Below are 26,221 nucleotides of genomic sequence, written 5' to 3' on the forward strand. Positions count from 1 at the left end.
TCAATGAAACGCTTTTATTTGACCGCTGCCATCACCGCGGCCACGCTGGCGCTGCCGGCATTGCCTGCGCTGGCCCAGACCAGCGAAGTCACCATCGGCATCACCACCACCACGACCGGCCCGGGCGCGGCGCTCGGCATTCCCGAGCGCAACGCGCTGGAGTTCGTGCCGAAGGAGATCGGCGGCGTGCCGCTGAAGGTGATCGTGCTCGACGACGGCGGCGATCCCACCACCGCGACCACCAACGCCCGCCGCTTCGTGACCGAATCCAAGGCCGACATCATCATGGGCTCGGCGCTGACGCCGCCGACCATTGCGGTCTCCAACGTCGCCAACGAGGCCGGCATCCCGCATTTCGGCCTCGCGCCCTTCCCGATCACGCCGGAACGCATGAAGTGGTCGGTGGCGATGCCGCAGCCGATCCCGATCGTCGGCAAGGTGCTGTACGACCACATGAAGTCCAAGGGCGTGAAGACGCTCGGCTATATCGGCTATTCCGACTCCTATGGCGACCTTTGGTTCAACGACCTCAAGGCCCAGGCCGTGCCGATGGGCATGACCATCGTCGACGAGGAGCGCTTCGCGCGTCCCGACACCTCGGTGACCGGACAGGTGCTCAAGCTCGTCGCCGCCAATCCCGACGCGATCCTGGTCGGCGCCTCCGGCACCGCGGCCGCGCTGCCGCAGACCGAGCTGCGCGAACGCGGTTACAAGGGCCTGATCTACCAGACTCACGGTGCGGCCAGCATGGACTTCATCCGCATCGCCGGCAAAGCGGCGGAAGGCGTGCTGATGGCCTCCGGTCCCGTCATGGCCCCCGAGGAACAGCCGGATAGCGCGCTGACCAAGAAGCCGGGTCTCGCGCTGAACTCGGCCTATGAGGCCAAGTACGGCCCGAACAGCCGCAGCCAGTTCGCCGGCCATTCCTACGATGCGTTCGAGATCCTCAAGCGCGTCATTCCTGCGGCCTTGAAGACGGCCAAGCCCGGCACGCCTGAATTCCGCGAAGCCATCCGCCAGGCGCTGCTGACGGAAAAGGAGCTGGCGGCGAGCCAGGGCGTTTACAACTTCACCGAAAAGGATCGCTACGGCCTCGACGACCGCTCGCGCATCCTGCTCACCGTGAAGGACGGCAAATACACGCTGGTGAAGTAGGCATAACGAGAATTCTGAGGCGACGAGAGCCGGCCCATCGGGCCGGCTCTTTTGTTTTGCTCCGGTCTCTCAGCGCGTCATGCCCGGGCTTGTCCCGGGCATCCACGTTCTTTGAACCGAGCGGAATTACGTGGATGGCCGGGACAAGCCCCGCCATGACGGTGTGGAAGGCTCAGCGCCCCTCGCTGCCAACAGACGAGCGCTACGCCGCCTGCCGCAGCGGCATCCAGGCGAACTCCGGATAGTACGCGTCCATCATGCGGTCGACATAGGCGGTGAGGTTCGGAAATCCCTCGGCGCGCTGGCGCAGGGCCGATTCGAAGAACGGCGTCAGGATGCCCGCAAGCGCGCCGAAGGCGGTGGCATCGACACCGCACGGCTTGTTGCCCATCAGATAGGGCTTGTCGCCGAGCTGCACCGAGAGCGCAAACAGCGAGCGGACCGCGAGATCGACGTCGTCATCGGGCCCATGGCGGCCGAGACCAGAGAGCAGATAATTCTCGGCGACGCGGAATTGCGCATCCTCGCGCAGCTTCTCGCGGTTGTGCTCGGGCGCGCCGTCGAAGAAATGAGCCGGGCCCTTGGCGAAATTGACCGGGTCGACCCAGCGCGCGCCGACCAGCGCCCAGTAGACGTGATGCTCGATCATCCGCTCGAACGCCCAGGCTTGCGCACGTTCTTGCAAGGAGAGCCCGGCGTCGAAATTGAAGCCGTAGCGGCGTTCGATATGGGCACGGATGAAGGTGGAATCGGCCACCGCCTCACCGCCGTCGTCGATGAAGGGCAGCTGCCCCTTGGGTGAGGCGGGCGGCATCGCCCGCTCCTTCCGGTAGGGCAACTCCGCCATCTTGAGCTGCACCTCCGTCTTGGTAACGAAGGGGCTGATTTCCGGCAGGCCGAAGCCGGCGCCGAAGCCGTAGAGCGTGATCATGAAACCTCTCCTGAACCTGCCGAAAGCCGGCGGAACTTAACGGCCGGCTGCTGCCACCATGGTGGCAGCAGCCGTGATATCTTCTGCGAAGCGGGCGCCCTGAAAGGCGCGGCCCATGACACTGCGAACGACATGCTGGACCAGCGCGTCCGCGGCCCGGACCAGCAAGCGTGTCACCACGCCTGCAACTGCGAATCGGAGATCGACGGCCATGAGATCGAGCGAAACGAGGCGGCTGAACGCCCTCGCCTGCCGCATCTGGGCGTGCCACAGCGGACCCGCCGGGCCGAAATGGGTTGGAATGATCATGGACAAATCCTCTTCAGTCGATGTGTTGTCCCGGTATAGAACTCCCCTGCTGCCAACATCCTGTCAGCAGCCGCGCGCCGCCGTCTGAAAAGACCACCGAGAGAAATGCAGCGACGAGAGACCAGTCATGAGACGCGCCGACCGGCTGTTTCAGATCATCCAGGTGCTGAGGCGCACGCGTAAGCCGCTGACGGCAGACGCGATTGCGGCCGAGCTCGAGACGTCGAAGCGCACCATCTATCGCGACATCGCAACCCTGATCGGCCAGCGCGTGCCGATCCGCGGCGAAGCCGGCATGGGCTACATCCTGGAAAAGGGTTTTGACCTGCCGCCGCTGATGCTGACGCCCGACGAGATCGAAGCGGCGGTGCTGGGTGCACAATGGGTCGCGGGCCACGCCGATTCCGCGCTGGCGCGTGCCGCCGAAGATCTGATGGCCAAGATCGCCGACACCGTGCCCGAGCGCCTGCGTCCTTTCGTGCTGGAGCCGGCGAGCCGGGCGCGGCCGAGCTGGAACAGGGAGCCGGACCGGTTGGACATGGCGCGCACGCGCACCCAGATCCACGAGGGCAGGAAGATCATGCTGCGCTATCGCGACGAGCAGGGCCGCGCCAGCGAGCGGATGATCTGGCCGATCTCGGTCGGCTATCTCGAAGCCGTGCGCCTGCTCGCCGCCTGGTGCGAGCTGCGCAGCGATTTCCGCAGCTTCCGCACCGACCGCGTGGTCGAGGCGACCTATCTCGACGAGAAATATCCGGAACGGCGCGACGTGCTGCGCGCAAGGTGGCGGCAGAGCCTGGTCTGGGGTCCCCCGAAGGACACGTGACGACGATGGAAGAGATCGACCTGTCGAGCTGTTGCCAGAGCTGCGGCGCTTGCTGCGGCTATTCGCAGAACTGGCCGCGCTTCTCGATCGAGAGCGACGAGGAGCTTGCGGCGATCCCGGAGGCGCTCGTCAATGCGCGTCAATCCGGCATGCGCTGCGAGGGCGATCGCTGCTCGGCGTTACAGGGAGAGATCGGGAAAGAGACCGCATGCGGCATCTATGCCATGCGGCCGGAGGTGTGCCGCACCTGCATGCCCGGTGACGCCGAATGCGCGATGGCGCGGCGGAAGTTCGGACTGCCGGTGATCGACGCCGCTTAGGCCGGGACCGCTTCGCTGACCTCGTCGTCGAGCTCGTCATCCAGCGGTGCCAGCACCGAGAGCGGCTTGGTCGACAGCGTGATCGGCTTGCGCCCGCCCGACAGCGACGGCGAGGGTTTCGCCGTCCCTTCACGCGACAGCGCGTAGAGCGTCGAACCGACCCGGCCGCCGTTCTCGATCAGGTCACGCTCGCTGCAGCTTGCAGCGATCGCGACTGCCAGCGAATGCAGGTGGCTGCGGCGATAGCAGAACAGCGCCAGCTTGGCGCGTGCGTCAGGGGAAACACTCTCAACCAGCCTCGGTAGGCCACTCTCGCTGGCGCGATACATCTCGCCAAGGAGCTCGTCGCGAACCGGGCAGAAATCGCTTTCAAATGCGTCGCGGTTTGAAAACATTGCAGTTCTCCCTCGTATGCGGAAGATGCAGCGCAATTCTCTAATGAAAGGTTAACCACGCTGCCCGGTAGTCACCCGGGGTGGTTGCGCCCTGGCCGCGAATCGGAGGGACGCCTTGGTCGGGTTTTCAAAGGCTTCCACGGCGTCATGGCCGGGCATAGCCGTCCAAAGGACGGCGTCGCTTCCGCTCGCCTATGTCCCGGCCATCCACGCCTAATCACCCGGCGCGAAGAACGTGGATGCCCGGGACAAGCCCGGGCATGACGAACTATCGCGCCCGATGACGGATTGCCTCGTACCGAGGGCCGTCGGCAGTCAGTTCGCTGCCATGTAGATGGAGAGGCCGAAGCCGGTGAGGTGGTGCAGTGCCTGGTCGACGCCGATCAGGGTCCAGAACCAGGGATGGGCCAGGTCGACACCGAAATTGGCCGAGACGAAACCCTTGGCGCGGTCGATCGTGATGTGGATCACGAAGTCGATGAACGCCACGAACCAGAATCTCGGCGCCACGATCAGGATCAGCGGCAGCGCAACTAAGAGGTGAACGAGGCAATGCACCAGAAGCGGCAGGGCCCAGCCGTGCTTCTGGTCTTTGCCATGCGCCATCCAGGCGGTCTGCAAGACGAAATCGGCGATGATGTGCTTGAAGGTGAGCAGCAGCATCCAGCCAATGAGCGCGCCAACCGGAACCGCCGATGACATGGATGGAAACGACAAGCTGACGCCCTCATTGACGTGGACAAGAAAAAATTGGAGCGTTCAGCGCAACTTCTTCTTGGACCGGTCAAATCGCCGGGACGTGCGATTTATGACATCTCCCGCGGCGGAATGCAGCCGGGGGAACTGGAAAATCGCCAAGTGTGGCTAACTGGTGATAGGATGACCAATCGCCGCGGTGGCGCGGGGTAAGGTTACCCCCGGCTCGAAATTTGCATTCCGCTGTCTTGGCGCTATCATCGACGGCAGAGAATTTCGTTCTTTTTTCAGACGTTTACGAATTACAGGGCGCTCGCTGCGCTTTCCATGCCGCGCGCCGCCACCAAAGAATAAGGCCGGAGTGCTGCCATGAGTGCTGAAGGCCCATCGCCGACCGAGCCGGCGCCTCGGCGTCCCAAGGTGATCAAGACCAACCAGCAGCAGGTTTTCCTCTACGTCGTGCTGACCCTGCTGCTGTCGTTCGCCACGGTCTGGGCCGGCCGCACGCTGTTGCACAATTCGGAAACGCTGACCTTTGCCGTCGGTGCTGCCAATAGCGACGAGGCGCTGTTCGCGGCCAAGCTCGCCACGCTCCTAAAAAACAACGCATCCCGCTTGCGGATCAATATCGTCAACAACGCTGATAACACCAAGGCGATCGCACAGTTCGACCGCAAGCAGGCCGATCTCGCCGTGCTGCGCACGGACGCCAAGGTGCCGCTGCGGGCGCGCGCGCTTGCGGTCCTCGAGCACGATCTCGTGCTCCTGCTCGGTCCCGGCAACAAGAAGATCAAGTCGCTCGCCGAGCTGAAGAAGAAGAAAGTCGCGGTGATCGCCGAGAGCGAATCCTCTCTCGCCTTCGTCCGCAGCATCCTCGACGTCTCCGACGGCCCTGATGCCGCGAAGATCCAGATGGCGCCGCAGGGCGCAACGCTCGACAAGCTGTTTGCCCCGGCAAACGGCTTCAGCGCCGTGATCGGCGTCGTCCATGCCTCGAAGGCGGTGCGGGACAAGTCCTATGAGCAAGCCGCCAAGCGCGGCGGCTTCACGCTGAACGCGATCGAGGAAGCCAAGACGCTGGCGCGCAAATTCCCCGGCATCTCCGACGAGACGCTGACGGCGGGCACGGTGTCGACGTCCCCGCAAATTCCCGACGACGACCTCGACACGATCGGGCTCGAATGGCTGCTGGTCGCGCAATCCAGGATGTCACCGACCACCGCGGGCGAGCTCGCGCGCATCGTCTACGAGAACAAGTCCGCGCTCGGGCTCGACAACGGCTTTGCCACCCGGATCGAGCCGGCCTCGGTCGAGAAGGACGCCTTCGTGATCGCACATCGGGGCGCCGCCGATTACATCAACGACGACACCAAGTCGTTCCTGGATAAGTACAGCGACTTGATGTACCTGGGCGCCGCCGCACTCAGCATCATCGGCTCGATCTTCGCCGCGATCTACGCCAAGGTCACGCGGATCGCGCCGGAGAAGGCCAGCGAGCTCTCCACCGCCATCCTCGACGTCGGCGAGCGGATCGAGCACGCCCATTCGCTCGACCAGCTCGAATCCCTCCAGGACGAGCTGGAAGGCATTTTGCGCGGGGCGGTCATCGGCCTCAGAGACGGCACGATCAGCACGGACGGGCTCGACACCTTCAAGCTCGGCTACGAATTCGTCCGCGACGAGATCGGCATGCGCCGCGACTATCTGAAACGTCATGCCGGCGAGACCGAGAAGACGGCGCGCGATGCCGGCCCCGCTCAGCACGACGACAGCAACGTCGTGGTGGTCAAAACTGCGCAGAGCGCCTGATCGGCCGGCTTGATGCCTCTGGTCAGGCGGCATCCTGACGGTGGACTGAAGGTCGGAACCCAGGAACCGTCCTCATCTGCAACCGTTGGCTCCGGGATTGCAACCGGAGAACGCAGCATGCGTACGCTCCTCATCATCTTCCTGCTGGGAATGCTGACGGCGGTTGGCTATTTCGCCTATTCCGCCATGGCGGTCGAAGGCGAGCCGATCCCGACGGAAGGCTATTGGGCCCTCGCGCTGGGGGCGGGATTTTCCGTCGTCGTCGGCATCGGCCTGATGGTGCTGCTGTTCTTCAGCAGTCGCCGGGGCTATGACGAACCGCCGCATTTCAGGTAGTTCCGAGAAACGAAGGAACATCCACCGGCGGGCGCCGATGCCTGCCACGCTGCCGGCGCTGTCGTTGACGGCCTCGGTCCAGGCGGGCACTTTGCAACGAGAGGTCCAACCTTGGACCCAGACCAACCGAGCCGCCGTCCTGCATGTCTCACTTCGCTGATCTCTGCCTTGGCCCTGTTTGCGGCTGCCACGGCCGGCTGCAACGATGCAAAACGTCCCGCGCTCGAAAACAATAGTGGAGACAAGAATGTCGGATACAGCCGACGCCGCATCCAGCCCCGTGCTAGACATCACCGACGCACGCGCCACCATCCGCCTCAACCGTCCCAAGCATCTCAACCGGCTCCAGGCAGAGGATCTGGGCGAACTGGTGAAATTGTTCGACCGGATCGAGACTGATCCCGCCATTCGCGTGCTGGTGCTGACCGGCACCGGGCGCGCCTTCTCCGCGGGCTATGATCTCAATTCGGTGGCGGAGCGCGCCGTCAGCGCCCATGAGCAGCAAAGCGCCGGCTCGGCGTTCGAGGTGATCGTCAACCGCCTCGAGGATCTCGGCGTTCCCACGATCTGCCGGCTCAACGGCGGGGTCTATGGCGGCTCGACCGACCTCGCACTGGCCTGCGATTTCCGCATTGGCGTCGACACCGCCGAGATGTTCATGCCGGCGGCCCGGCTCGGGCTGCATTATTACCCGAGCGGCATCAAGCGCTACGTGACCAGGCTCGGCCTCGACAATGCGAAGAAGCTGTTCCTGACCGCGCAAAAGATCAGTGCGCCGGAGATGCTGCGCATCGGCTATCTCACGGCGATGGTGCCGGTAGAATTGCTGGACAAGGAGGTGGACAAGCTCGCGGCCGCCCTCGCCGGCAACGCGCCGCAGGCGATGCGCGGCATGAAACGCGCCATCAACGAGTTCGCCCGCGGCGAGCTCGAGGAAGCCGCCGCGGACCAGCGTCACCGCGACAGCATGCGCGGCGACGAGATCAAGGAAGGCATCAAGGCGTTTGGAGAGAAGAGAGCGCCGCGGTTTTGAGGATTGACCAAGGAGTACGAGGAGGCGCCTCATTCTCCGCTGTCGTCCCGGACAAGCGCAGCGAAGCGGAGCGCCGATCCGGGGCCCATAGCCACAGGGTGTGGTTGTGGAAAGGGCTGGTAACTCCAAACCAAATCCTGTGGTTATGGGTCCCGGGCTCGCGCTTTGCGCGCCCCGGGACGACGGCGCAGGTTAGGACGACAGCTATCCCCCAACCGCCTTGGCATGCTGCGCGGCCATCTCGTCATCGGCTGCATTGATGCGCTGGAACGCAGGACGCGAGGTCATGCGCTCGGCGTAGCGGACGAAGACGTCCTTCTTCGGCACGATGCCGAACATCATGGTCCAGCTGAGCGCCACGCCCCAGAGCACGTCTGCTGCGGTCATGCGCTCGCCGAGCAGATACGGCCCTTTCGACAGCTGCGCCTCGAGCGCGCCCAGCATGGTGTCGTAATCGGCATAGGGCGATTGCGTGATCGGCGCCGGCTCGCGCTGCATGAACTTGTCGATCATGGCCGGCTCGAACGACGAGCCGTAATAGGCTATCCAGCGCAGATAAGGCCCGCGCAGCGGATCGTTGAGGGCGGGCGTCAGCCCCGCCTGCGGAAACAGATCGGCGAGATAGATGGTGATCGCGACCTGCTCGGTCACCAGCGCTTCGCTGTGGCGGACCGCCGGCACCTTGCCGAGCGGATTGATGGCGAGGTAGGCGGGCTGGCGCTGCTCGCCGGCCTTCATGTTGAGGACATGGAGATCGTAAGGCGCGCCCAGCTCCTCCAGCAGCACCCGCGTGCCTGTGGCCCGGCTCTGCGGCGAATAATACAGCGTGATGCGGTTCGGATCGGTCATGGCGGGACTCCCATCTGGCCTTTTGGCGATGGCGCAGCTTGTATCTGATCATACCTGACATCCTTTGTCAGGTATGATCAAAGGAACCATGCGCGCGAGCCGGATGCTGTCGATCCTCACCACCCTCCAGGCCAGGGGGCAGGTCACCGCGCCCAAGCTTGCTGAGGCCTGCGAGGTCTCGGTGCGCACGATCTATCGCGACATCGACGCGCTGGCGGCGTCAGGTGTTCCCGTCTATGCCGACCGCGGCGCGGAGGGCGGCTATCGCCTGCTCGACGGCTATCGCGTGCGGCTGAATGGGCTGTCACAGAGCGAAGCGAGCGCACTGTTTCTGGCGGGATTGCCGGGCCCGGCCGCGGCGCTCGGGCTCGACGCTGCGATGATCGCCGCCCAGAACAAGCTGATGGCGGCGCTGCCTCCGAACTTGCGCGAGGACGCCGGGCGGATGCAGGAGCGCTTTCACCTGGACGCGCCGGGCTGGTTCGGCGAGGCCGAGGATCCCAAACATCTGCGCAGCATCGCCGGCGCGGCTCTGCGCGGGACGCTGATCAAAATCCGCTACCATAGCTGGCGCTCGGAGAAGCAGCGCCGGGTCGCACCGCTCGGCCTCGTGCTGAAGGGCGGCAGCTGGTATCTCGCAGGGCAGGTCGACGGCAGCGTTCGCACCTATCGCGTCGCGCGCGTGCTCGACTGTACGGCGCTCGACGACCGCTTCGATCGCCCTGCCGATTTCGATCTCGCTGCCTACTGGCAGGCTGCGACACTTCGTCTCGAAGCCGAGATGCATCCCAATGTCGCGGTCGTGCGGCTGTCGCCGTTCGGCGTCAAGCTGCTCGACGCGCTGAGCCAGCCTTACGTCAAGGCGCGTACGCAGCTCGAGGAGACCGCTGATACCGATGGCTGGCGCATTGCGAGAGTGCCGGTGGGCAAGACGTCGTGGCATGCGGCGTCCGAATTGCTGCGGCTCGGCCCCGAGGCCGAAGTGCTCGAGCCCGTCGATCTCCGAGACAAGTTGGCCGAGCTGACGCAGGCCATGGCCGCGCGTTATCGCACGGCGCCGAAAGCCGGGCGGCGGCGTAAATCGCCGAGGGCGACGAAACAGTCCTGAAACACGATTCTCAGCCAACGGCGTGAACGCATTCCCGCTTCGACCCGACCGAGATGCAGGGACACAACAATGGCCCTGCGCCACATGGAGAATGAAGATGTTTCGTAAGCTTGCACTTGGTCTGATCGCCGCCGGCTCGCTCGCTGTCGCCGCTCTCGCCCCCACCGCGGCCTCGGCCGGCGGCTTCCATCACCATCATCACGGTCATCACCACTGGGGTCCCGGCTGGGGCGTTGGCGGCATCTACCTCAACACTGGCGTCAGCAGCTGCTATCGGGAGCGCCTCGTCCAGACCCGTCACGGCCTGCGCGTCCGCGTCGTGAATGTCTGCGCTTACGGCATCTACTGATATCTCGCCGTCACGACAAAGCTCCGGTCGCGCCGCGACCGGAGCTTTGCGTTCAGCTATCCCGCCTGCCGCTGCCGGCGAAACCAGGCCCAGGTCTCGCGCGTCGTTCTGATGTAACCGCGACCGCGATGGACGATCTCACCGTCGACGATCTCGTTCAGCTTCGGCAACGCGTGAAAGGGGATCGAGGGATAGGCGTGATGCTCGACATGGTAGGGCATGTTCCACGCGAACCATTTGACGATCGCACCGGTATAGGTGGTGCGGGTGTTCTCGAAGGCGCTGCGGGTGCGGTCGCAACCGGTATGCTCGGCGTAGAGATAGGGCCGCAGGAAGAATTGCCCGATGACGAGCGGCACGATCCAGACCCAGAGCAGAAGCGCCGAGGCGAACCACAGCGACAACGCGAAGAGCAGCGTATAGAGGGCGAGATAGGCACGCGCCTCGCGTACGATGACGGCGCGCTTGTTCTCGGGAATCCAGGGGGCGGTGACCCTCCCGGTGACGGCGTGGCCGAGCATCAGCCGGAGACGAACGGCAACCTGGAGCAGGCCGCTGTAGGCGATCGCGAGCTGGGTGTCGGAGGTTGGCTTCACACCGACGATCAGCTCCGGGTCCTTTTCCGGATCCTGCGTGTAGCGATGATGGTCCCAGTGAAACAGGCAGTAATATTCGTAAGGCAATCCGATCAGGAAAGCGGAAAGATTGCCCACGATCAGATTGAGGCTGCGGCTTTTGAACGCCGTCTTGTGCGCGGTCTCGTGCACCGCCATGAACAGGAAGGCGACGACATAGCCCTGCACCGCCATCAGCGGCAGCGCCCAGAGCACGCCATGGCGCGAGCTGACGATCCAGATCAGCGTGCCCAGCAACAGGATTACGCCGTAATGGCCGAGGCTCTGCGCGGCGCCCCTGAGATCGGAACGGACCGACAGCTCACGCAGCATCGCTGGCGTCAGCGGCTTCAGGCGGTGGCCGGGCTCAGGAACGGTCGCGTCAGTCATGATCGGAAGCCCCCCTATTTGCTGAGAAGCGCCGCGATCTCGGCCTTGATGAAGGCCTCATCGCGGGCATTGCCAACGGGATTGCCGGCACGATGGCCGTGCAGCGACGGGATCGGATGCAGCACTGCGGATTTCGCGCCGGTCAACCGGCCGAGCTCGTCCTCATTGTCGCGGACATCGAAATAGCGATCGGTCGCGCCCGGCATCAGCAGCATGTGCGCCTTGATCGCGGCCAGCGCGCGATCGAGATCGCCTGCGAAAGCCGGGCAGCCGCTGATGTCACCGCTTTGCCAGATGCCGATCTGCGCCAGGAGATCGTTGGCATCGCGCCGCGCGAAGGTCGTATCCCAGGTGCGGACGAGATAATCCTCCAGCGAGGGGAAGCCCCCATCGCGCCAGAGCTCGTCGCGATAGAAACCGTGCGACATCGCCCAGCCGGCATAGACCCGCCCCATCGCTCGGTAGCCGGCGATGGGTTTGTCGACGAAGCGGCCATCGCGGAACGCGGGATCGGCGGTCAGAGCGGCCTTCACGCTTTCGAGAAAGACATGGTTATAGGGCGCGCAGCGCGCGCTGCCGCAGGCGATCGCCGCACGCTCGACCATGTCAGGATGCAGCGCCGCCCAATGATAGGCCTGCATGCCGCCCATCGACCAGCCATAGACCAGCGCCAGCTTCGAGATGCCGAACCGTTCGGTGAGCAGCCGGTGTTGGACCGCGATCGCATCGTGATAGGTCAGCTTCGGAAACGGCGCGGCGGTGTTCGAAGGCGACGACGACAGGCCGTTGCCGAACAGGTTCGGGATGATGATGAAGTAGCGTGAGGGATCGAGCACGCCATCGGGCCGGATCAGCCATTCGGTGTCGAAGTGCTGGGCGCTGAAGGAGGTCGGGTAGAGGATGACATTGTCCCTGGCAGGGCCCAGCGTGCCATAGGTCTTATAGGCGAGCTTCAGCGACGGAAAGACGGCGCCGGACTGGAGCGTGACATTGCCCGGCTCGAAAATCTCGTAATCGCTCGACCCGCTCATGCGTCCATCTTCCGCTCACATGGCCGCAGAACACGACCGTCCAAACAAACGATGCATCGATCGTGCCGAACCAGCAAACGCATCGTTGCGCCGTCGATATACTGTACTAGTAGTACATTTATTTAGCGAACACAAGACGGTTTGAGCGCAGGTCACGCGATGGCCGCGATATATCGCTCCACCGACGCCGCAAACGCGGCCTTGGCGCCGCGCGCGATATTGCGGCCCCACCAAGCGCCATAAATCCGATCGAAGGCGAGCGGCTCGACGGCAGCCGCGATGCGCCGTACCGCGGAAGCGTTAAGCGGCATGTAGTTGGGGTAGGAATACATGAAGCTGACGAAGCGGCGGTCCATCGCTACCTGCGCGATATCGCCGGTGAGGAACGCGCCCCTGCCGTCCGCGGCGCGCGACGAGTGCAGCATGGTGGCGCCGGCGAAATGACCGCCGGTGCGCAGCAGCAGCACCTCGTCGGAGATGCGCTGACTCTCGCCGGTCCAATGCACGATCGACGCATGCGGCCGTGTCACCCATTGGCGATCATCGGCGTGCAGATAGACCGGCACGCCGCCGAAGGCGTCGCTCCAATCGGCGAGCGCGCCATAATAGTGCGGATGCGAGATCGCGATGGCCTTGAGTCCGCCGAGCGAACGCACATGCGCGATCGCCTCCGCGGTCGCCAGCGGCACGCAATCCCACATCAAGCAACCATCGCCGAGTGGCACCAGCAGCGCGCGCTGGCCGATGGCGAAGCTCGGCTCGAGCGAGAGGCCGGTAAGGCCGAGATCGTCGCGCCAAACGACGCGGTGGCGTTCGGCCAGCGTCTCGCGCGTCAGGAAAATCTGCCCATTCCAACCTACATACTGCCGTTCGTCCTCGCAGATTGGACAGGATGCGGGCGGATGTCCGCTGTCCGGAAATTGTGCGCCGCAGGTTTCGCAGATCCAGAGTGGCATGGCCGTGATCCTGATTGAGACCGTCGCAAGTTTGGCATGAATTCGCGAAGCCTGCGATCACAAGGGCGGCCGGAACCAACGCGATGAGCACAGGTTAAGTTCTGGTCCGCCGCAGGCCCCATTGGCCCGCAGTCCCCGCCTCATGCGAGATCCGATGCGATCGGCAGCACCAAGTTCAGCGTCTCGATGACATCGCGCCCTTCAACGTCTCGTATCTGGCCCCTGTTTGCGCTCAACTTCTTCATGGCCGACATGCAGTCGGGCATCGGGCCTTTCATCGGCGTCTTCCTCCAGGAGCGCGGCTGGGCGCCCGGTCTGATCGGCACTGCGATGACGATCGGCAATGTCGCCGGCATGCTGGTGACCACGCCGATCGGGGGCTTCATCGATTCGAGCCGCAACAAGCGGATGTGGGTCGTCATTCCCGGCATCTGCGTGGTCTCGGCCTCCGCGATCATCCTGATCTCGCAAAATTTCTGGGCGGTGACGGTCTCGCAAGTCGCGCAGTCGCTGGCGAGCGCCGCGATCGTGCCGGCAGTCACGGGCATCACGCTCGGCATCGCCAAGCAGAAGGGCTTCAACGCGCTCAACGGCCGCAACCAGGCGTATAACCACGCCGGCAACATGGTGGGCGCCGCGCTCTCGGGCTATCTCGGCTACAAGTATGGCTATTTTGCCGTCTTCGCGCTGGCGGCCGTGTTCGGCGCCATCGCGATCGCCTGCGTGCTGATGATTCCAGCCAAGGCGATCGACGACCGCGCCGCGCGTGGCTGCAAGGAGGACGATCCCGACAGCGCGCCCGACGCCTTCACGATGCTGCTCAAACACCGCGCGCTCCTGGTTCTTGCGCTGGCTCTGGCGCTATTCCATCTCGGCAACGCCGCGATCGTGCCGCTCTACGGACTTGCCGCGGTGGCCGAGGGACAAGCCAACGGTCCGACCTTCGTCGCGACCACCGTGGTGATCGCGCAGGGCGTAATGGTCGTGACCTCACTGATCGCGATGAAGGCCGCCAGCAAGCGCAACTACTGGCCGATCATCCTGGTCTCCTTCATGTTCCTGCCCATCCGCGGCGTGCTCGCCTTCTTCGTCACGGGATGGTGGGGCGTCGTGCCGATGCAGGTGCTCGACGGCATCGGTACCGGGCTCCAGACGGTCGCCGTTCCCGGCATGGTCGCGCGCTCGCTCAACGGCACCGGCCGCATCAACCTCGGTCAGGGGGCCGTCATCACCGTGCAAGGCGTCGGCGCGAGCCTCAGCCCCGCGCTCGGCGGCTGGATCGCACAATGGATCGGCTACGGCCCGACCTTCCTGCTGCTCGGCGGCTTCGGGCTCGCCTCGATGGCACTGTGGCTGGCCTTCGCCGCGACGGTGAAGAAGTATTGAGCTTCACCGCCACCGCCGGAATCACGGGGCGAATTGCCGGTTCAGGCCGATCCTGAGCGTGTGCAGTTCGATGTCGCTGGCCGGCATGCTCGTTCCGGGAATCGACAAGGAGAGCTGGCGGCCGAGATAGAGATACAGATACTCCGCCTTGAGCGACCAGCGCGGCGCGAACGACCATTCCCCGCCGCCGCCGACTGCATATCCGAGATTGTAGCCGCTTGCCGAGGCGTGACCGTCCAGCGCGCCGGGAAATCCCGCGATGAGCAGATTGTTAGTCAGGCGCGCATGGCTGCTGTCGAGGCTTGCCTTGACATGCGCCCAGGCGAGACCGCCCGTCGCGTAAAGCAGCCAATTGTTGCTGGCATAACCCAGGCGGCCGCGCAGCGTGCCGAGATAATCAATGTCCTGGGTCACCGTCACGCTGCCGGTGTAGTTGTCGAAATCCCCGACGAGGAAAACGGGGCGTAGAGCATAAGCTCCAGATGCCCGTCCGCCAATCCCGGAGACGCTGACATCGGCTTCGACACCGGCGACCATATGACCGGCCTGCCAATTGTAGCCGGCCTGCAATCCGCCCAGCCAGCCGGATTGCCCCACACCGAGCGTGAATGGCGCCGACGCCGTCGACGTCGCATTGTTGACGCCGGGAAACAGGGCCAGTAGCGCGCTGGGATCGACCGAGGCGGCGTTGCCGTCACCGGTGCCGTAGCCGGCGTGAACGCCCGCGTAAAAGCCGGTCCAGCTGAAGACCGGCGGCGGCGCAGGGGGCGCTTTCAGCGCAATGTCGGCGGCCTTTGCATCAGTGGCGCAAAGCGCACCAAGCCCAAGTGCCAGAAGAACGGGCAGCAAACTGCTCCTACGCCGTGTCATCGAACCAATTTCCTTCCAATCGGCCAATCGTTATGGGCGGGACGATAGGCGGGATGCGGCCGCGGTTCGTGGGGAGTGGCGAAAGGCTGGATGGACTGACGTGAAGGCCTGCAGATCCGCCGCCGCCTGTTGCGATCCGGGCACAATTCGCGAACGCCTGACCTGCGGCACCTCGTCACTGGCTCACCGCGCAGTTGCGAGTGGTTTTTTGCGCAATCCGGAGCTTTTCTGGTTGCCGCACCGCGGCGCGCCGACGAGGATGCAATCCGCATCAAATCGTCAGCGCATATATTCCAGCGATCGATGACCCAGCCGCAACTCTCATTCGATGGCGATCCGAACGGTCGGGCCTATGAAGAATGGCGCGAGCAGTTTTGCCGTCAGGTGGCGAATGTCGATTTCGTGCCGGTGGGAGAAGGACGCGTTCACCGGACCATTGCGCCCGCCATTCTTCCCCGCATCAGGCTCTCGGCCTCGTTCGGCACGCCGATGTCTTTCGTGTCGTTGGGGACGAACGACGAACTGATCGTTACGATGTCACCCAATTCGGCCTTGAGCGGGGCCATGGGCAAACGTCCGTTGGAGATCGCCGCTGGCGACATCACCATCGGCGACCCCTCCATCAAGGGCGCCTGCATCACCCAGATCAAGCACGGCAATTTCCAGACCGCGCTGCTGCCGCGCAAGGCGCTGCTGCGCGCGTGCCCGAATGCCGAGGACCTGATCGCGCAGTCGATCCCCGGCGCCAATCCGATCACGTCGATGTTCCTGCGATATTACGATCTCGCGCATGCTCATGCGGACAAGCTCGCGCCCGCGGAGCTCGATGCGGTCTCCCAACATTTGTTCGACCTCGCCGTGCTGATGATCGGGGCGCGCGGCGATGTCGCCGACGAGGCGCGACTGCGCGGCCTCGCGGCGGCGCGTTTCCAAACCCTGAAATCGGACATTCTGGCGCAGCTGGACAGTCCTGCGCTGTCGCTCACCGATCTTGCCGCCGCGCATCGGATCAGCCCGCGCACCATCCAGTTGCTGTTCGAGCAGGCCGGCATCACTTATAGCGGCTTCGTGCTGGAGCAGCGGTTGCTGCGCGCCGAGCGTCTGCTTCGAAATCCCGCCATGCGCACGCGCAAGATCATCGAGATCGCGCATCTTGCGGGATTCCACGACGTCTCCTACTTCCACCGCGTGTTTCGCCGCCGCTTCGGGCAGACGCCGGATGACATGAGGAAGCTGGCCGGCGACGCCAGCTAGGCGAACTCGACCACGATCTTGCCGAAATGGCCGCCGCGCTGCATCAGACGCATCGCATCCGGCACGGCCTCGAAGCCGAAGGTGCGGTCGATCACTGGCTTCATCGCGTTCCGTCCGATGCCAGCGGCCATGGCCTCGAACATGCGGCGGCTGCCGACAGAAAGGCCGATGACGTGCAGGTTCTTGGCGAACAGGCTCGAGATCGCGATCTGCTGCGAGACGCCCGTGAGGATGCCGATCACCAAGATCGTACCGCCGACGCGCGCGGCCTCCAGTGATTGCGCAAACGTATCCTTGCCGCCAACCTCGACGATATGATCGACGCCGCCGCCGCTCCACGCCGCCGCGGCCTTGCCCCACTCCGGAACCGATCGATAGTTGATGGTGTGGTCGGCACCTAACGCCCTGGCGCGTTCGAGCTTCGCGTCGCTCGATGAGGTCACGATCACGCTTGCGCCAGCGAGCTTTGCAAATTGCAGAGCGAAGATCGACACGCCGCCTGTGCCCTGCACCAGCACGGTGTCGCCGGGCTGTACCTTGGCATGTTCGAACAACGCACGCCAAGCTGTTAGGCCGGCGCAGGGTAGCGTAGCGGCCTCCTGGAACGACAGATGCGAGGGAATGTGGCTGACGCCCTCGGCGTCGAGCACCATCACCTCCTGCAGGACGCCCGGCCGCGTGCCGCCGAGCGCGTAGCGGCGAGCGGCTGCCGAAACTTCCCCATCGATCCAGGATTGGAAGAACATCGGACAGACACGATCCCCGACGGCGACACGGGTTACGCCCTCACCCACGGCGATCACTTCACCGGCGCCATCCGAGAACGGAATGAGCGGCAATCTGGAAACGCCGCCCTTGCCCTGCACGGTCAGCAGGTCGCGATAGTTCAGCGATGCTGCCTTCATCCGCACGGCGACCTGGCCCGGCGCAGGCGTAGGCTCCGGCAGATCGGCGAGCTCCATCCCTTCGATCGACCAGTCACGCACGACCTGCCAGGCTTTCATGGCAACGCTCCGTTTCAGGTACCGAAATTCTTCTGGATCGCCTTGTCGAGCGTCTCGCCGCCGACGAAGCGCTGACGCAGCTCGCGCTTGAGCAGCTTGCCGCTCGGATTCTTCGGCAGGGCATCCACGAAGATCACGCGCTTCGGCACCTTGAAATGCGCCATCTGGCCGGCGCAGTGCTTGATGACGGTCTCTTCGTCCAGCGCCTCGCCGCTCTTGACTACGACGATCGCAGTCACAGCCTCGATCCAGCGCGGATCCGGCAGGCCTACGACCGCGACCTCGGAGACGGCGGGGATGCGGTAGACCATCTCCTCGACCTCGCGGCTCGCGACATTCTCGCCGCCGGACTTGATCATGTCCTTGACGCGGTCGACCACGGTGATGTGGCCCTCGTCATCGACCGTGGCGAGATCGCCGGAATGAAACCAGCCGCCCGAGAACGCCGCCGCCGTCTTCACGGGATCGTTGTAGTAACCGGAGAGCAGATGCGGCGAGCGGTGCACGATCTCGCCGACCTCGCCGACCTTCACGTCTTCCATGGACGTATTGACCACCCGCGTCTCGACATTGAGCACCGGCTTGCCGGCGGAGCCGGCCTTGCGCAGCTGGTCCTCGGGCCGCAGCACGGTCGCGAGCGGCGCGACCTCGGTCTGGCCGTAGAAATTCCAGAACTTGACGTTGGGCAGGCGGCGCTGGAGCTCGAGCAGGACCTCTACCGGCATGATCGAGGCGCCGTAATAGCCCTTCTGGAGTGTCGACAGATCGGTCTTGTCGAAGTTCGGCGACCGCAACATGGCGATCCAGATCGTCGGCGGAGCGAAGAACGAGGTGATCTTGTGGGCCTGGATCAACGCCAGGATGTTGTCCGCGGTCGGCTTGCCCGTGATGACGCCGGAGGCGCTGAGGTAAACCTGCGGTCCCAGGAACACGTCGAGCTGGGCGCAATGATACAGCGGCAGCGCGTGCAGGAATTTGTCGTCCACGCTCATGCCGCCGTCGATGATGCAGCTGACATACTGCCACATCACGGCTTCATGGGTCAGCATCGCGCCCTTGGGCAGCGACTCCGTGCCACTGGTATAGACGATCTGCGCGAGATCGCGGCTGTCGACCGACGCCTCCAGGAACGAGCCGTCGGCATGGAGGAGATCGTCGAAGGTGGTGAGGCCCGCAGGCGCCGTGGCCGGATCCTCGCCCGGCAGCCAGATCATCTTCTCGACGGCGCAATCCTTGGCGGTGGCGGCGCGCGCCGGCTCGACGAAATCGGGGCCTGTCGCGAGCAGCTTTGCGCCGGAGCTCTTCAGGATGAAATTGACCTCGTCCGGATTGAGCATGAAGTTGATCGGCACCAGGACCGCGCCGATCCGCGCCACCGCGAAACGCAGTGCCGCGAAGGCATGCGAGTTGCGCGACAGCACCGCGAGACGGTCGCCCTTCTTGACACCGAGGCCGAGGAGACCGCGACCGAGACGATTGCAGATCGTGTCCATCTCGGCAAAGCTCCAGCTCACCCCGCCGCAGCTCACCGCAAGCTTGTTCGGCTCCCGCCCCGCCGAACGGCGCAGGAGATCGCCAATGGAATGCTCGCGTGCCTTCGCAATGATGGCTGCGGTGTCGCCGGTCATGTGTTCCTCCGTCCAACGTCTTTGTTTGCGGGATTTCTTGATCGAAATCTTGCGTCTTGTTTTTGCGCTATCTGCGCCGGGCCGCCTGCGCATGCTCCATGTACATGTGCTCGACCGAGCGATCGAGCGAGGCGATCTTCTCGAAGCCGCGCCGCCAGTCCTGCAAGTGCCGGCGCGTCCACAGCACGCCGGCCTCACGGTCGCGGCGGCGGATCGCATCGATCAGATGGCGGTGCGCCGCGACGAGGCGCGGGCCACCTTCGGCAACGCCGCTCACGATCATCTCGGTGGTCGGATAGAACAATTGCGCGGCCGGCTCGCGCGCGAGCTGGAGCACACGGTTCTGCGAGGCCTTCGCCACCAGCACGTGGAATTCGGCGTCGCATTCGGCGAGCATCGCGGGATCGCCGACCACGGCCTCGCTACGTGCGAGATTGGCCGCGAGCTCGGCGATGTTTTCCTCCGTCGCACGCTCCACCGCGCCTTCGATGCTCGCGACCTCCAGCGTCATCGAGGCCTCGTAGAGCTCGCGAAAGGTGACCTCATGCAGGACCAAAGCGCGGCTGAGCCGGCTCGCCAGCTTGCTGTAGCGCGGCAGACAGGCATGCAGTCGGCGCGAGGAATCGCGGCGGATCAGACCGCTCTCCTCCAGCACACGGATGCCCTCGCGGATGGTCGAGCGGTTGACGCCGAACTGGCGGACGAGATCGTGCTCGGTGCCGATGGGATCGCCCGGCTTGATGCGGCCATTGACGATCTCGCGTTCGATGGCGTCGGCAACCTTCTGATATGCCGGCGCGACATCGATCGGACGAAACAGCGGCGCGACAGGCAAGATGGCCTCCGATGTCGATTGTCCGACAAACCATATTGGATCGCTAAGGGTGCGTCAAACTACATCAGGCAGGCTGCATTGCGAACAAATTGACTCCGCAGGAAGCTGCTTCTAACTTTGTCGGACAAAGGGACAGGATAGTCCCAAGTCAGAGGAAACGTAGCCATGAGACCTATCGCAGCCCTCGCGTCTGCGGCCGGCCTGCTGTCGGCTGTCTTGATCTCGCCCGTCTCTGCCCAGCAGGCACCTCTCAAGATCGGGGTGCTCTCCGACTTCTCCTCCGTCTATTCCGACATCGGCGGCATGGGGAATGTCGAGGCCACGAAGATGGCGATCGAGGATTTCGGCGGGCAGATGTTCGGCAAGCCGATCGACATGATCAGTGCCGACGTGCTCAACAAGCCCGATGTCGCCTCCACCATCGCGCGCAAATGGTGGGAGACCGAGGGCGTCGACATGATCATCGACCTTCCGACCTCGGCGACCGCACTCGCGGTGATGGAGTTGTCGAAGCAATACGAGAAGATCATGATCGTGACGGATGCGGCGAGCTCCGACATCACCGGAAAATCCTGCTCGCCCTACACCGCGCATTGGACCTACGACACCTACTCCAATGCGCAGACTGTCGGCAGCGCCATCGTCAAGAATGGCGGGGACACCTGGTACTTCCTCACCGCCGACTATCTGTTCGGTCATTCCGTCGAGCGCGACACCGGTAACGTGGTGAAGGCTTCCGGGGGCAAGGTGCTCGGCAGCGTCAAGCATCCGCTCAATACGGCCGACTTCTCGTCGTTCCTGCTCCAGGCGCAGGCTTCCAAGGCCAAGATCATCGGGCTCGCCAACGGGGGCGGCGACACCATCAACGCGATCAAGCAGGCCGGCGAGTTTGGCATCGTCGCCGGCGGTCAGAACCTGGCTGCGATCGTGATGTTCATCTCCGACGTGCACAGCCTGGGCCTCAAGCTCGCGCAAGGGCTGATCGTCACCGAAGCCTATTACTGGGATCTCAACGACAGGACTCGCGCCTTCGGCAAGCGCTTCATGGAGCGGGTCAAGCGCATGCCGACGATGAACCAGGCCGCGACCTACAGTGCGACGCTGCATTATCTCAAGGCCGTGCAGGCCGCGGGCACCCGGGACACCAAGACCGTGATGGCCAAGATGCGCGAGCTGCCGGTGCGCGATGCCTTCACCGACAATGGCGTGCTGCGCGAGGACGGCCGCATGGTGCACAGCATGTACCTCTTCCAGGTGAAGAAGCCGGAGGAGTCGAAGGGACCGTGGGACTACTACAAGCTGCTCGCAGAGGTGCCCGGCGACCAGGCGTTCCGACCGCTGAAGGACGGCGGCTGCCCGCTGGTGAAGTGAGGCTGACAGGCGCGCGAGGCACGGCCCCGCGCGCCTGAGCCGCGCGCAGCCGAGTGGCTCCAGCCAACCGTCAGGTCACCTCGTCACCGCTTGCCAGCATCTCGTTCAGCATCGCCTCGGCCTTGTGCTGAAGCGGCCGCGCGCCGTTTTCGGAGGCGATCGCGATGGCGGCACGCAGGGAAGCGCGGATGGCCGCCTTGCTTTCGGCATCGGAGGGCGGCGTCACCACGGCTTCGCCGAACAGGGCCTCGGCCTCGAGGCCCGAAAACCCCTGCTGCCGCGCCGTATTGCGGGCCTCGCGCAGCATGTTCTGCGCGGCCCTGGAGTCGCCGAGCCGGTGGGCGGCCAGCGCCAGATAGATCGAGCTGCGCAGCACCGCCGAGGTGTAGCCGACCGCCTTCGCCTCCTCGCGCGCTTCCGTCAGCATGCCCCGCGCCCGGTCGAACAGGCCCTGCTCCAGATAGGCGATGCCGAGGTGACAGGCGAGCACCGGCACGAACAGCCGGATGCCATGCTTCTGCGCGAGCACGAATCCGTCTTCGAGGATGGACGCGGCGGCGGCCGGATCGTTCTGCCCGAGCTTCAGCCACCCGCCGCTATAGGCGGCCGCGACGCGGTCATAGGGACGGCCTGTCTCCTCGGCGATGACGGCAGCCTCGCGCTGGAGCTGCTGGGCGGCATCGAGCTCACCCATGACGGTGTGGGTGAAGCTCTTCATCATGCAGCAGAGGACGAGCAGATAGCTCGGCGTCGTCCCGATCGGAGCGCTGGCTTGCGGACCCGCCAGCTGGGTGCGGGCCAGCGCCAGCGTGCGCTCGGCTTCGCGGTACCGGCCGGCGAGGAAATAGGCCTGCCCGAGACCGTAGCGGGCGAGATTGAGCCAACCCGGATTGTCCCATTCCTGAGCGAGGCGGACCACCTCTTCCGAGACAGCGACGGCTTCGACCGGCGCGCCGTAGAAGTTTTGCGCGCCGGCTCGAACCGTCATCGCGGCGACCTTGCGTCCAATATCGTCGATCCCGTCCGCCCGCCGTTCGGCATCCATTCCGAGGTCGAGCCACTCGGCGACCTGACCGGACGCGATGAACGCCGCGCGGGCCTCCATCCGCAGATCGATGGCATCGGCCTCCCGCGAAGGCGTCATCGGCGTCTTGTCGAGCGAGCCCATCGCAATCTCGAAATAGCTGGCCGCGTCGGAAAACGCCGACCGGCTCAGGCATTTTCGTCCCGCGCTCTTGCCGTGACTGAACGCCTTGTACCAATCGCGGGCCCGCACGGCGTGGTAGCACAGCGCATCGGGTTGATCCGCGCCTGCTCCATCGCCCTCCAGCCTCGCGAGAATGCGCGCGTGGATGGCTTCGCGCACCTTCTCGACCATCGAGTCATAGGTCACCTGGCGGACCATCTCGTGCCGAAACTCGAGCACATCGTCCAATTCGCTGTCGATCCTCACCAGCAGCTCGGCGCGATCGAGCGCCGCAAGGCAATCCTGAAGGACGCTTTCGGGCAGCTCGGCGAGATCACGCAGCATGGCGACGCTCGATCGTGGTCCCAGCGCTGCCGCGATCTGCAGGATGGCGCGCTCCTGGCGCGACACGCGATCGAGGCGCGCCGCGATCACGCCCTGGATGCTCGAGGGAATGCCCAGCTCTCGGGCGCACCAGCGCCAGATCGCCCCACTGGCCGTGGAGCGTTCCGCTGTCCCGCAAACCCCGGCACACCTCCTCGATGAACAGAGGGACATTCGCCGTGTGCGAGATGATCCGATTCTTCAGATCGTCGTTGGCCGCGGAGGGCCCGAGCATGTCGGCGAGCATGGCCAGCCCGGAATCGTCGTCGAGAGCTTGCATCGCGACGACCTCGGCATGGCAGCGCGCAATCCACACCGGCATGCCGGTGGGCCTGGAGGTGAGGAGGACGAGAAGACCTGGTGCCTGAAGCGACGCTATCGTGGCCATGACCGCATCGCTGGCCCGGTCGATCCAGTGCAGATCCTCGAGCAGCAGGATCGTGCGCTGACGCCGGGCGATGCTCGCGATGACGGCGCAGCTTGCATCGGAGATCGCACGTCCCCGGGCGTGAGGCTCGAGCTGCGACCAGCGAGGATTCGACGTCGGCAGATCGAGCACCGCATCGAGCGCGCATTGCGCGATCTCGCCGAGATCCTTCCGCGGATCCGACGGGCTGTCGGGATCCTTGGCGGCCATCTCGAGGGCCGATAGCAGAACGCGCTTGAGCGTGCTGAACGGGGCCCCCTGGAGGTTCGGGCTGCACTCGGCGTCGATCAGGCGCCAACCATGGGATCTGAGCTCCTGGACGAATTCGTGCGCGAGTCGCGATTTGCCGATGCCGGCGTCGCCGAGCAGCAGGACCGTCCGCCGGCTCGTTCTGGCGCTCTCGACGGCACGAGCCAGCAATGCCCGCTCCGTCGTACGATCGACGAACCGCGAGACGCTGCGGGCACGCCGCACCCGCCAGCTCGACAGATCGCTCGCCCCCACGATGCGGTAGACCGGCACGGCCTGATTGAAGCCGCGCAGCGGCTTGCCGCCGAGATACTCGAATCGGACATGTCCTTCGGCAAGCTCCTGGCAGGCTTTCGACACGTAAATCTGATTCGCCTCCGCCGCAGATTCCAGGCGAGCGGCCAGATGCTGGGCGGCACCGCCGATCTCGTAGACCTTGGAAAACTCGCTGGAGACCATGTAGGCGACGACATGACCCGAGTGCAGACCAACCCGGACCTGAAGCCCGGGATCGCCCAGGCCGACGACGCGCCGGACCAATTCGATCGCCGCATGGCAGGCCAGGGGGGCATGATTGTCGTCCGCGATCGGGGCGCCGAACACCGCGGAAACGCCATCGCCCAATTCCTTGCTGACGATGCCTCCGAACTGGCGCACCGCGCCTCTCATGGCGGCCAGTGCCGGCTCCAGGCGGGAGACGGCCTCTTCCGGATCGAGATCGGCGACAAGCCCGGTGGAATCGACGACGTCGGCACGGAGAATCGTCACGAACCGGCGTTCGTTGTCCGGCTCGGAACGGCGCACCGCCACCCCGCAACTGGAGCACCAGCTATCGCCTGGGTCGATCGCCGACTGACACGCGACACAATGCATTTCCGTGCCTTCAAAAGCTGCAGCGCCGTCGCTTGACGACCGGCGCTCGCAAGGAGCCCGGCGCAAGATTACCCATCGAAAGAGTCAAGGCAATCGAACTTGCAAGCGGTATGGCTCCATCACCGATCCGTAGCTCTCTGGACGAAGCACAATTTCGAGTGATAGCAATTGCACGCGCGAAATATGGGACCGCGCGTCTAGGGGACGCCGGGGCTTTCCATCTGGCCGACGAGCTTTGCTGGTCTGCACGTCACCCCGATTGATTAGAACATTTCGAAAGGCAAGGCGATGGGCGGCAAGACATATAGCGGCAAAGCGTTCAGGGATTTGATGAACAGCAATTACTACCCCCTGGCGAACATGAAGAGGAGCGTGGCCAAGCTCAAGGCGTCGGATGACATCGATCTGGCTACGCTGGAATACGGGCAGTACCACCTGATCCTGACGCCGGCTTCGAAATGGCCGCAAGGCAGCGCCAAGTACTGGCACAAGGAGAAGGGCCGGGCTCGCCTCGACCTCAGCACCCAGCCGAACACGGTGCCCCTATCCAAGGACGAGCCCGGCGTCATTCCTCTGACACGGTGCGACCTGCTCGATGCCTGCGTGCGGAAGTGCTTCAATTCCGAACCACCGATCCCGATGAAGACGAACATCATCGTCCATGCCCCGAACGACGCCTATGCCCATCGGCACGAGATTCGGCTGGAGTGGGAATACAAGAAGGGCTCGGAGAAGCCGACACTGCTCCATCTGACGATGGTCTGCCCGTACAGGGGCTGATCCTTCGGGCCATCGATCGATCGAGGCGATCGTCGCAAGCACCTCACGCACGCGGCTACGTTCGATCGAGATTCAAGATTCGGCAGGTGAGCTTCGAAGCAGTTGGCTGTTCAAAGCGACGCCACGTCAGGGGAGACCACGAGGCACTAGGATAGGAATTGCGGCGACAGCGCACTTGATGGTCTTGATGGGGAAGAGAGATTGCAGCAGGTACTCCGGCGCCTGATTGACGCAATTGCGACGGCACGCAGGCCTACGCACCAGCATCGCCCAAACAAAAATGGCCCGCATCAAGCGGGCCATTTTCGTATCGGATCCGGTCAATCCGAATTTGGTTGCGGGGATAGGATTTGAACCTATGACCTTCAGGTTATGAGCCTGACGAGCTACCGGGCTGCTCCACCCCGCGTTAAACACTTGCTGCGCCTTCGCCAAAATGCCGGGGACGGTGGATTGAGGCCCGCGCTGGTGCGTGGCTGGCCTCACTCGTCCCAAAGGCTTCCTTGGAAGGCAACCCGGGGCAAAGCCCGTCGGGTGCGGGGCGTATGTATCAAGGGCGGCTGCCTTTGGAAAGGGCTGCGGGAACGTTTTTTTCGACTTTATGACAGGCGGATGGACCGATTTGGGTCCGTTTGGCGTGCACTTGCAGGGGTTCCGCAAAGAAACAGCTTGGCCGCAGCAAAACCAGGGACCGACGCCCATTTTCGGGGGAGGAACGCCATGGACCGTGTCTTGCATCACTCCCAGGCAAACGGCCCGCTGCAGCACCGGGGCGCGACCACTGCGCCGACCATCATGATCGGAGAGAAGGCAGCGGACATGATCAGGAGCGAGATGGGGGCGAGTTAGGCGGTGGCCTCATCCTCC

Annotated in this window: 26 protein-coding genes, 1 tRNA gene and 1 pseudogene; 13 read left to right on the forward strand and 15 right to left on the reverse strand. The window is 64.4% G+C overall.

Going from position 1 to position 26,221, the window contains the following annotated elements:
• The first annotated feature begins 3 nt into the window (after positions 1-3).
• Positions 4-1,155 carry an ABC transporter substrate-binding protein gene (locus LPJ38_RS00700; protein ID WP_145630793.1) on the forward strand — a complete coding sequence of 384 codons (1,152 nt, stop codon included), beginning with the start codon at positions 4-6 and terminating at the stop codon, positions 1,153-1,155.
• 202 nt (positions 1,156-1,357) lie between these two features.
• Here LPJ38_RS00700 and LPJ38_RS00705 read toward each other — a convergent pair whose 3' ends face one another.
• The gene (locus LPJ38_RS00705) at positions 1,358-2,086 is read right to left on the reverse strand and encodes a glutathione S-transferase family protein (protein WP_145630792.1); all 729 of its coding nucleotides are present in this window, start codon (positions 2,084-2,086) and stop codon (positions 1,358-1,360) included.
• Between the two features lie 36 nt (positions 2,087-2,122).
• Entirely contained in the window at positions 2,123-2,395 is a 273-nt protein-coding gene (locus LPJ38_RS00710) for a hypothetical protein (protein WP_145630791.1), read from the reverse strand.
• A gap of 127 nt (positions 2,396-2,522) precedes the next feature.
• Between LPJ38_RS00710 and LPJ38_RS00715 the strand changes: the two genes are divergently transcribed.
• Together LPJ38_RS00715 and LPJ38_RS00720 are read left to right on the forward strand one after the other, a co-directional pair.
• The gene (locus LPJ38_RS00715; protein ID WP_145630790.1) at positions 2,523-3,221 is read left to right on the forward strand and encodes a helix-turn-helix transcriptional regulator; all 699 of its coding nucleotides are present in this window, start codon (positions 2,523-2,525) and stop codon (positions 3,219-3,221) included.
• Between the two features lie 5 nt (positions 3,222-3,226).
• On the forward strand, positions 3,227-3,541 hold the full coding sequence (locus LPJ38_RS00720) for a YkgJ family cysteine cluster protein (RefSeq protein WP_167520405.1): 315 nt from the start codon (positions 3,227-3,229) through the stop codon (positions 3,539-3,541).
• On the opposite strand, the gene LPJ38_RS00725 is transcribed toward LPJ38_RS00720, so the two are convergent.
• Positions 3,538-3,936, reverse strand: coding sequence for a hypothetical protein (locus LPJ38_RS00725; RefSeq protein WP_167520383.1), 399 nt, complete (start codon positions 3,934-3,936; stop codon positions 3,538-3,540). The two genes, LPJ38_RS00720 and LPJ38_RS00725, sit on opposite strands and share 4 nt — an antisense overlap.
• A 315-nt stretch (positions 3,937-4,251) precedes the next feature.
• Positions 4,252-4,599: a DUF3307 domain-containing protein gene (locus LPJ38_RS00730; protein WP_208750529.1), complete on the reverse strand. Its 348-nt coding sequence runs from the start codon at positions 4,597-4,599 to the stop codon at positions 4,252-4,254.
• A 402-nt stretch (positions 4,600-5,001) separates the two neighbouring features.
• On the opposite strand from LPJ38_RS00730, the gene LPJ38_RS00735 reads away from it, so the two are divergent.
• The 3 genes from LPJ38_RS00735 (at position 5,002) to LPJ38_RS00745 (ending at position 7,810) form a co-directional block, all read left to right on the forward strand.
• Positions 5,002-6,441, forward strand: coding sequence for a TAXI family TRAP transporter solute-binding subunit (locus LPJ38_RS00735; protein ID WP_145630787.1), 1,440 nt, complete (start codon positions 5,002-5,004; stop codon positions 6,439-6,441).
• Positions 6,442-6,558: 117 nt separating this feature from the next.
• On the forward strand, positions 6,559-6,777 hold the full coding sequence (locus LPJ38_RS00740; protein ID WP_145630786.1) for a hypothetical protein: 219 nt from the start codon (positions 6,559-6,561) through the stop codon (positions 6,775-6,777).
• Positions 6,778-7,024: 247 nt separating this feature from the next.
• Positions 7,025-7,810, forward strand: a complete 786-nt coding sequence (locus tag LPJ38_RS00745) for an enoyl-CoA hydratase/isomerase family protein (protein ID WP_145630785.1) — start codon at positions 7,025-7,027, stop codon at positions 7,808-7,810.
• A 204-nt stretch (positions 7,811-8,014) separates the two neighbouring features.
• On the opposite strand, the gene LPJ38_RS00750 is transcribed toward LPJ38_RS00745, so the two are convergent.
• A complete protein-coding gene (locus LPJ38_RS00750; RefSeq protein ID WP_145630784.1) occupies positions 8,015-8,659 on the reverse strand; it encodes a glutathione S-transferase family protein in 645 nt (214 codons plus the stop codon).
• Positions 8,660-8,747: 88 nt separating this feature from the next.
• Here LPJ38_RS00750 and LPJ38_RS00755 point away from each other — a divergent pair, with 88 nt between their 5' ends.
• The gene (locus LPJ38_RS00755; protein WP_145630783.1) at positions 8,748-9,767 is read left to right on the forward strand and encodes a helix-turn-helix transcriptional regulator; all 1,020 of its coding nucleotides are present in this window, start codon (positions 8,748-8,750) and stop codon (positions 9,765-9,767) included.
• Between the two features lie 97 nt (positions 9,768-9,864).
• On the forward strand, positions 9,865-10,116 hold the full coding sequence (locus LPJ38_RS00760) for a hypothetical protein (RefSeq protein WP_145630782.1): 252 nt from the start codon (positions 9,865-9,867) through the stop codon (positions 10,114-10,116).
• Positions 10,117-10,172: 56 nt separating this feature from the next.
• Here LPJ38_RS00760 and LPJ38_RS00765 read toward each other — a convergent pair whose 3' ends face one another.
• The 3 genes from LPJ38_RS00765 to LPJ38_RS00775 form a co-directional block, all read right to left on the reverse strand.
• Positions 10,173-11,120 (reverse strand): fatty acid desaturase, encoded by a 948-nt coding sequence (locus LPJ38_RS00765; RefSeq protein WP_145630781.1) that lies wholly within the window; start codon positions 11,118-11,120, stop codon positions 10,173-10,175.
• A 14-nt stretch (positions 11,121-11,134) separates the two neighbouring features.
• A complete protein-coding gene (locus tag LPJ38_RS00770; RefSeq protein ID WP_145630780.1) occupies positions 11,135-12,151 on the reverse strand; it encodes an alpha/beta fold hydrolase in 1,017 nt (338 codons plus the stop codon).
• 152 nt (positions 12,152-12,303) lie between these two features.
• A complete protein-coding gene (locus tag LPJ38_RS00775; RefSeq protein ID WP_145630779.1) occupies positions 12,304-13,107 on the reverse strand; it encodes an MBL fold metallo-hydrolase in 804 nt (267 codons plus the stop codon).
• A gap of 186 nt (positions 13,108-13,293) precedes the next feature.
• Between LPJ38_RS00775 and LPJ38_RS00780 the strand changes: the two genes are divergently transcribed.
• Positions 13,294-14,493 (forward strand): MFS transporter, encoded by a 1,200-nt coding sequence (locus LPJ38_RS00780; protein WP_145630778.1) that lies wholly within the window; start codon positions 13,294-13,296, stop codon positions 14,491-14,493.
• Positions 14,494-14,514: 21 nt separating this feature from the next.
• Here LPJ38_RS00780 and LPJ38_RS00785 read toward each other — a convergent pair whose 3' ends face one another.
• Together LPJ38_RS00785 and LPJ38_RS00790 are read right to left on the reverse strand one after the other, a co-directional pair.
• The gene (locus tag LPJ38_RS00785; protein ID WP_145630777.1) at positions 14,515-15,363 is read right to left on the reverse strand and encodes an outer membrane protein; all 849 of its coding nucleotides are present in this window, start codon (positions 15,361-15,363) and stop codon (positions 14,515-14,517) included.
• Between the two features lie 425 nt (positions 15,364-15,788).
• Positions 15,789-15,929 carry a hypothetical protein gene (locus LPJ38_RS00790; RefSeq protein ID WP_231088557.1) on the reverse strand — a complete coding sequence of 47 codons (141 nt, stop codon included), beginning with the start codon at positions 15,927-15,929 and terminating at the stop codon, positions 15,789-15,791.
• Here LPJ38_RS00790 and LPJ38_RS00795 point away from each other — a divergent pair.
• Positions 15,928-16,617, forward strand: a complete 690-nt coding sequence (locus tag LPJ38_RS00795; protein ID WP_231088558.1) for an AraC family transcriptional regulator — start codon at positions 15,928-15,930, stop codon at positions 16,615-16,617. The two genes, LPJ38_RS00790 and LPJ38_RS00795, sit on opposite strands and share 2 nt — an antisense overlap.
• On the opposite strand, the gene LPJ38_RS00800 is transcribed toward LPJ38_RS00795, so the two are convergent.
• The 3 genes from LPJ38_RS00800 to LPJ38_RS00810 form a co-directional block, all read right to left on the reverse strand.
• Positions 16,614-17,621, reverse strand: coding sequence for a zinc-dependent alcohol dehydrogenase family protein (locus tag LPJ38_RS00800; protein WP_145630775.1), 1,008 nt, complete (start codon positions 17,619-17,621; stop codon positions 16,614-16,616). The genes LPJ38_RS00795 and LPJ38_RS00800 overlap by 4 nt on opposite strands.
• A 14-nt stretch (positions 17,622-17,635) precedes the next feature.
• On the reverse strand, positions 17,636-19,249 hold the full coding sequence (locus LPJ38_RS00805) for an acyl-CoA synthetase (RefSeq protein WP_145630774.1): 1,614 nt from the start codon (positions 19,247-19,249) through the stop codon (positions 17,636-17,638).
• Positions 19,250-19,316: 67 nt separating this feature from the next.
• A complete protein-coding gene (locus LPJ38_RS00810; RefSeq protein WP_145630773.1) occupies positions 19,317-20,084 on the reverse strand; it encodes a FadR/GntR family transcriptional regulator in 768 nt (255 codons plus the stop codon).
• A 165-nt stretch (positions 20,085-20,249) separates the two neighbouring features.
• Here LPJ38_RS00810 and LPJ38_RS00815 point away from each other — a divergent pair, with 165 nt between their 5' ends.
• Entirely contained in the window at positions 20,250-21,455 is a 1,206-nt protein-coding gene (locus tag LPJ38_RS00815; protein ID WP_145630772.1) for an ABC transporter substrate-binding protein, read from the forward strand.
• Positions 21,456-21,525: 70 nt separating this feature from the next.
• On the opposite strand, the pseudogene LPJ38_RS00820 reads toward LPJ38_RS00815, so the two are convergent.
• Positions 21,526-24,574: pseudogene (locus tag LPJ38_RS00820) on the reverse strand (ATP-binding protein).
• Between the two features lie 288 nt (positions 24,575-24,862).
• Here LPJ38_RS00820 and LPJ38_RS00825 point away from each other — a divergent pair.
• A complete protein-coding gene (locus tag LPJ38_RS00825) occupies positions 24,863-25,354 on the forward strand; it encodes a hypothetical protein (protein ID WP_145630771.1) in 492 nt (163 codons plus the stop codon).
• A gap of 332 nt (positions 25,355-25,686) precedes the next feature.
• Here LPJ38_RS00825 and LPJ38_RS00830 read toward each other — a convergent pair.
• Positions 25,687-25,763: transfer RNA gene (locus LPJ38_RS00830), tRNA-Met, on the reverse strand.
• Positions 25,764-26,074: 311 nt separating this feature from the next.
• Here LPJ38_RS00830 and LPJ38_RS37890 point away from each other — a divergent pair.
• Positions 26,075-26,203 (forward strand): hypothetical protein, encoded by a 129-nt coding sequence (locus LPJ38_RS37890; RefSeq protein WP_283811462.1) that lies wholly within the window; start codon positions 26,075-26,077, stop codon positions 26,201-26,203.
• The last annotated feature ends 18 nt before the right edge of the window (positions 26,204-26,221 follow it).

It is taken from the genome of Bradyrhizobium daqingense, assembly GCF_021044685.1.
GTDB lineage: Bacteria > Pseudomonadota > Alphaproteobacteria > Rhizobiales > Xanthobacteraceae > Bradyrhizobium > Bradyrhizobium daqingense.